Source organism: Cellulomonas fimi, from assembly GCF_028527925.1.
Classification (GTDB): domain Bacteria; phylum Actinomycetota; class Actinomycetes; order Actinomycetales; family Cellulomonadaceae; genus Cellulomonas; species Cellulomonas fimi_C.
Map to the genome: position 1 here is coordinate 1 of NZ_JAPESW010000086.1, position 5,382 is coordinate 5,382.

Annotated in this window: 3 protein-coding genes and 1 pseudogene; all 4 read left to right on the plus strand. The window is 74.2% G+C overall.

The window, feature by feature from the left end:
• Window position 1 precedes the first annotated feature (1 nt).
• A pseudogene (locus OMK64_RS19560) lies at window positions 2–133 on the plus strand (LacI family DNA-binding transcriptional regulator); the annotation flags it as partial.
• Window positions 134–140: 7 nt separating this feature from the next.
• A complete protein-coding gene (gene rhaI / locus OMK64_RS19565) occupies window positions 141–1,319 on the plus strand; it encodes an L-rhamnose isomerase (protein WP_272730027.1) in 1,179 nt (392 codons plus the stop codon).
• A complete protein-coding gene (locus tag OMK64_RS19570) occupies window positions 1,307–3,379 on the plus strand; it encodes a bifunctional aldolase/short-chain dehydrogenase (RefSeq protein ID WP_374694128.1) in 2,073 nt (690 codons plus the stop codon). Before rhaI ends, OMK64_RS19570 begins: the two co-directional genes overlap by 13 nt.
• Before the next feature lie 229 nt (window positions 3,380–3,608).
• Window positions 3,609–5,207 carry a rhamnulokinase gene (locus tag OMK64_RS19575; protein WP_272730029.1) on the plus strand — a complete coding sequence of 533 codons (1,599 nt, stop codon included), beginning with the start codon at window positions 3,609–3,611 and terminating at the stop codon, window positions 5,205–5,207.
• Window positions 5,208–5,382 lie beyond the last annotated feature (175 nt).

Sequence of the window (5,382 nt, forward strand, 5' to 3'; positions counted from 1 at the left end):
GATGGCCACCACGACCCGGGGACGAGCGGAACGCCGCCCGTCGATCACCGACGTCGCCAAGCGCGCGGGCGTGAGCGTCGGCACCGTGTCGAACGTCCTCAACCGCCCCGACCAGGTCACGCCCGCCTGGAGGACCTCGCATGAGCCCCACCCCCGAGGCCCTCGCCGCCGCGCGCGGCGCCCTCGCCCAGCAGACCATCGAGCTGCCCTCGTGGGCGTTCGGCAACTCCGGCACGCGGTTCAAGGTGTTCGCCCAGCAGGGCGTCCCGCGCGACCCGTTCGAGAAGATCGCCGACGCCGCGCAGGTGCACCGGTACACGGGCGTCGCGCCACGCGTCAGCCTGCACATCCCGTGGGACCTCGTCGACGACTACGACGCGCTCGCGCGGCACGCCAAGGACCTCGGCGTGACGATCGGCGCGATCAACTCGAACCTGTTCCAGGACGACGACTACATGCTCGGCTCGCTCACCCACCCCGACGCGCGCGTGCGGGCCAAGGCCGTCCAGCACCACCTGCAGTGCATCGACGTCATGCGCGCGACGGGGTCGCAGGACCTCAAGCTGTGGCTGCCCGACGGGCTCAACTACCCGGGCCAGGACTCGATCCGCGCGCGGCAGGACCGGCTCGCCGAGGGCCTCGCAGAGATCTACGCCGCGCTCGACCCGCAGCACCGGCTGATCCTCGAGTACAAGTTCTTCGAGCCCGCGTTCTACTCGATGGACATCCCCGACTGGGGCACGTCGCTGCTGCACTGCCTCGCGCTCGGCGACCGCGCGATGGTCGTGCTCGACACCGGCCACCACGCGCCGGGCACCAACATCGAGTTCATCGTCGCGCAGCTGCTGCGCGCGGGGCGGCTCGGCGCGTTCGACTTCAACAGCCGGTTCTACGCCGACGACGACCTCATGGTCGGGGCCGCGGACCCGTTCCAGCTGTTCCGGATCATGCACGAGATCGTGCAGGCGGGAGCGCTCGCGCCCGACAGCGGCGTGAGCTTCATGCTCGACCAGTGCCACAACATCGAGCCGAAGATCCCGGGCCAGATCCGGTCCGTCATGAACGTGCAGGAGGCGACGGCCAAGGCGCTGCTCGTCGACCGTTCCGCGCTGCTCGCCGCCCAGACGGCGGGCGACGTGCTCGGGGCCAACGGCGTCCTCATGGACGCGTACAACACCGACGTGCGGCCGCTGCTCGCCGAGCTGCGCGCCGAGCAGGGCCTCGACCCTGAGCCCCTGGCCGCGTACGCGCGGTCCGGGTACGCCGAGACGATCGTCGCCGAGCGTGTCGGTGGCACGCAGGCCGGATGGGGAGCCTGAGAGTCATGACCGAGACGACCGTGGCGGACCTCGTCGCCCGCTCGAACCGCCTGGGCTCCGACCCGCGCGTGACCAACTACGCGGGCGGCAACACGTCCGCCAAGGGCACGGCCACCGACCCCGTGACGGGCCAGGACGTCGAGCTGCTGTGGGTCAAGGGCTCCGGGGGCGACCTCGGCACGCTCACGCCGAAGAACCTCGCGGTCCTCCGGCTCGACCGGCTGCGCGCCCTCGTCGACGTCTACCCGGGCGTCGACCGCGAGGACGAGATGGTCGCCGCGTTCGACTACTGCCTGCACGGCAAGGGCGGCGCGGCACCGTCGATCGACACCGCGATGCACGGGCTCGTCGACGCCGCGCACGTCGACCACCTGCACCCCGACGCCGGCATCGCGATCGCGACGGCGGCCGACGGCGAGGAGCTCACGCACGAGATCTTCGGCGACTCGGTCGTGTGGGTGCCGTGGCGCCGGCCCGGGTTCCAGCTGGGCCTCGACATCGCCGAGATCAAGGAGAAGAACCCGCAGGCGATCGGCTGCGTGCTCGGCGGGCACGGCATCACCGCGTGGGGCGACACGTCCGCCGAGGCGGAGCAGCGCTCGCTCGAGATCATCCGGTCCGCCGAGGCGTACATCGAGGAGCGCACGCGCGCGCTGGCGGCCGACGGCGGGCACCCGTTCGGCGCCGTCGTCCCGGGCTTCGAGGCGTTGCCGGCCGACGAGCGCCGCGCGCGGGCCGCCGCCCTCGCGCCCGTGATCCGGGGGATCGCGTCGGCCGACCGCCCGCAGGTCGGGCACTTCACCGACGCCGACGTCGTGCTCGACTTCCTGTCCCGGGAGCGCCTGGCGCCGCTCGCCGCGCTCGGGACGTCGTGCCCGGACCACTTCCTGCGGACCAAGGTGTCGCCGCTCGTCGTCGACCTGCCCGCGACCGCGCCCGTCGAGGACGTGATCGCGCGTCTGCGGGAGCTGCACTCCGAGTACCGGGCCGCCTACCAGGCGTACTACGACCGTCACGCCACCCCGGACTCGCCCGCCATCCGCGGCGCGGACCCCGCGATCGTGCTCGTCCCCGGCGTCGGGATGTTCTCGTTCGGCAAGGACAAGCAGACCGCGCGCGTCGCGGGCGAGTTCTACGTCAACGCGATCAACGTCATGCGCGGCGCCGAGGCGATCTCGACGTACCAGCCCATCGACGAGTCCGAGAAGTTCCGCATCGAGTACTGGGCGCTCGAGGAGGCCAAGCTCCAGCGCATGCCCGCGCCCAAGCCGCTCGCGACGCGCGTCGCGCTCGTGACCGGCGCCGGGTCGGGCATCGGGCGGGCCGTCGCCGAGCGGCTCGCGGCCGAGGGCGCGTGCGTCGTGATCGCCGACATCGACCTCGCGGGGGCGCAGGAGGTCGCGGACGCGCTCGGCGGGCCCGACGTCGCCGTCGCCGTCGAGGCCGACGTGACCTCCGAGGAGGCCGTCGCCGCGCTCCTCCGCGAGACCGTGCTGGCCTTCGGCGGCGTCGACCTGGTCGTCAACAACGCCGGCCTCTCGATCTCGAAGCCGCTGCTCGAGACCACCGTCCGCGACTGGGACCTGCAGCACGACGTCATGGCCCGCGGCTCGTTCCTCGTCGCCCGCGAGGCGGCGCGCGCGATGATCGCGCAGGGACTCGGGGGCGACATCGTCTACATCGCGTCGAAGAACTCGCTGTTCGCCGGCCCGAACAACATCGCCTACTCCGCGACCAAGGCCGACCAGGCGCACCAGGTCCGGCTGCTCGCCGCCGAGCTCGGCGAGCACGGCATCCGCGTCAACGGCGTCAACCCCGACGGCGTCGTGCGCGGCTCGGGCATCTTCGCGGGCGGGTGGGGTGCGCAGCGCGCGGCCGTCTACGGCGTGCCGGAGTCCGAGCTGGGCGCCTACTACGCGCAGCGCACGCTCCTCAAGCGCGAGGTGCTGCCCGAGCACGTCGCCGCCGCGGTCTTCGCGCTGACCGGCCCGGACCTGGTCCAGACGACGGGCCTGCACGTCCCCGTCGACTCGGGCGTGGCCGCCGCCTTCCTCCGATGACCCCGCCCTCCCGGCGGGCTGCCGCGAGGTTCACGCCGACCCTCGCCCTCCGGCTCGCCCTCACCTCCGCCGCCGAGCGGCGTGGGACCACGGGTGACGTCCGGCTCGCACCCGCCCGCCTCGCCCAGACCGAGACAACGCCCCGAGGGCGACACATCGATGTCTCCGTCCCGGGGAGAAGTCGCGCGATCGGCGGCGAGGCCGGGGTGCGACGGTCGGCAGCGGCGCGATGAGCGCGTTCGCGGCGGTCGACCTCGGGGCGTCCTCCGGGCGGGTCATCGTCGGCCGCGTCGTCGACGGGCCCGACGGGCCGCGCGTGGTGCTCCACGAGGTCAACCGGTTCCCCAACGGCCCGGTGCGCGTCCCTGCCGTCACCACCCCGACGTCGTCCCCGTCCGGTCCGTCCACCGCCACGGGAGACCTGTCGGGCCCGTCGGCCGCGCACGCCGCAGCTGGCGCCGAGGCCGCGACGACCCGCGAGGCGACGCTGTTCTGGGACGTGCTGCACCTCTACCGGGGCGTGCTCGACGGGCTGCGGGCCGCGACGCGCGAGGTCGGGACGCTGGCCGGGGTCGGCATCGACTCGTGGGCCGTCGACCACGGCCTGCTCGACGCCGACGGGCGGCTGCTCGGCAACCCCGTCCACTACCGCGACGCGCGCACGGACGGCATCGCCGAGAAGGTCTTCGCGACCGTCCCCGCCGCCGAGCTCTACGCCCGCACGGGCCTGCAGGTGCAGCCGTTCAACACCGTCTTCCAGCTGGTCGCCGCGCAGGGCACGGCCGCGCTCGCGGCGGCCCGGCAGGCGCTGCTCGTCCCGGACCTGCTGGGTGCCTGGCTCACGGGCGTCCCGGTCGCGGAGGTCACGAACGCCTCGACGACCGGGCTGCTCGACGCGACGACCCGCACGTGGGCGCTCGACGTGGCCGACCGGCTCGGCATCGACACGCGTCTGCTGCCGCCGCTCCGCGACCCGGGCGTGCTGCTCGGGTACGTCCGCGACGACGTGCGCACCGACGTCGGCCACCACGCGCCCCTGCCCGTGTGGACCGTCGGCTCGCACGACACCGCGTCGGCCGTCGTCGCCGTGCCCGCGACCCGCCCGGACTTCGCGTACGTCTCGTGCGGCACGTGGTCGCTCGTCGGGCTCGAGCTCGACGTGCCCGTGCTCACCGAGGCGTCGCGCGCCGCGAACTTCACCAACGAGGCCGGTGTCGACGGGACCGTCCGCTACCTCAAGAACGTCATGGGGCTGTGGGTGCTGCAGGAGACGCTGCGGGTCTGGAACGAGGCGGGTCTGCCCGCCGACCTGCCCGACCTGCTCGCCGCCGCGGCCCAGGTCCCGCCGCTCACGACGGTCGTCGACGTCGACGCGCCCGACTTCCTGCCGCCCGGCGACATGCCCGCACGCCTCGCCACCGCGGCCGTCCGCACCGGCCAGACGCCGCCGCAGACGCAGCCCGAGGTCGTGCGCTGCATCCTCGACTCGCTCGCGCTCGCGTACCGGCGGGCCGTGCGGCAGGCCGTCGAGCTGTCCGGTCGCGACGTGCAGGTCGTCCACGTGGTCGGTGGCGGCGTGCGCAACGAGCTGCTGTGCCGGCTCACCGCCGACGCGACCGGCCTGCCCGTCGTCGCCGGTCCCGTCGAGGGTGCCGCGCTCGGCAACGTGCTCGTCCAGGCCCGCGCCGCCGGCGTCTTGTCCGGCTCGCTCGCCGACCTGCGCGCCGTCGGCGCCCGCGGGCTCGACCTGCGCCGCTACGAGCCCGGCGGACCCGGCATGCCCGGCGTCGCCCAGTGGTCGGCCGCCGAGTCGCGCGCCTTCGCCTGACGACGGCCTGCCCACCGGGCCGGTCGGCGACGAGGGACGGGCATCGTCGCCGGCGGACACCGCGGGGTCGCCGCTCGTGGAGCCGAAGGAGAGGCTTCGCCCCCACGGTGCGACATCGATGTCGCTCCCGCCCGCCAAAGCCTCACGGCCGGAGGAGGGGCGGGGGCAGGGGGAG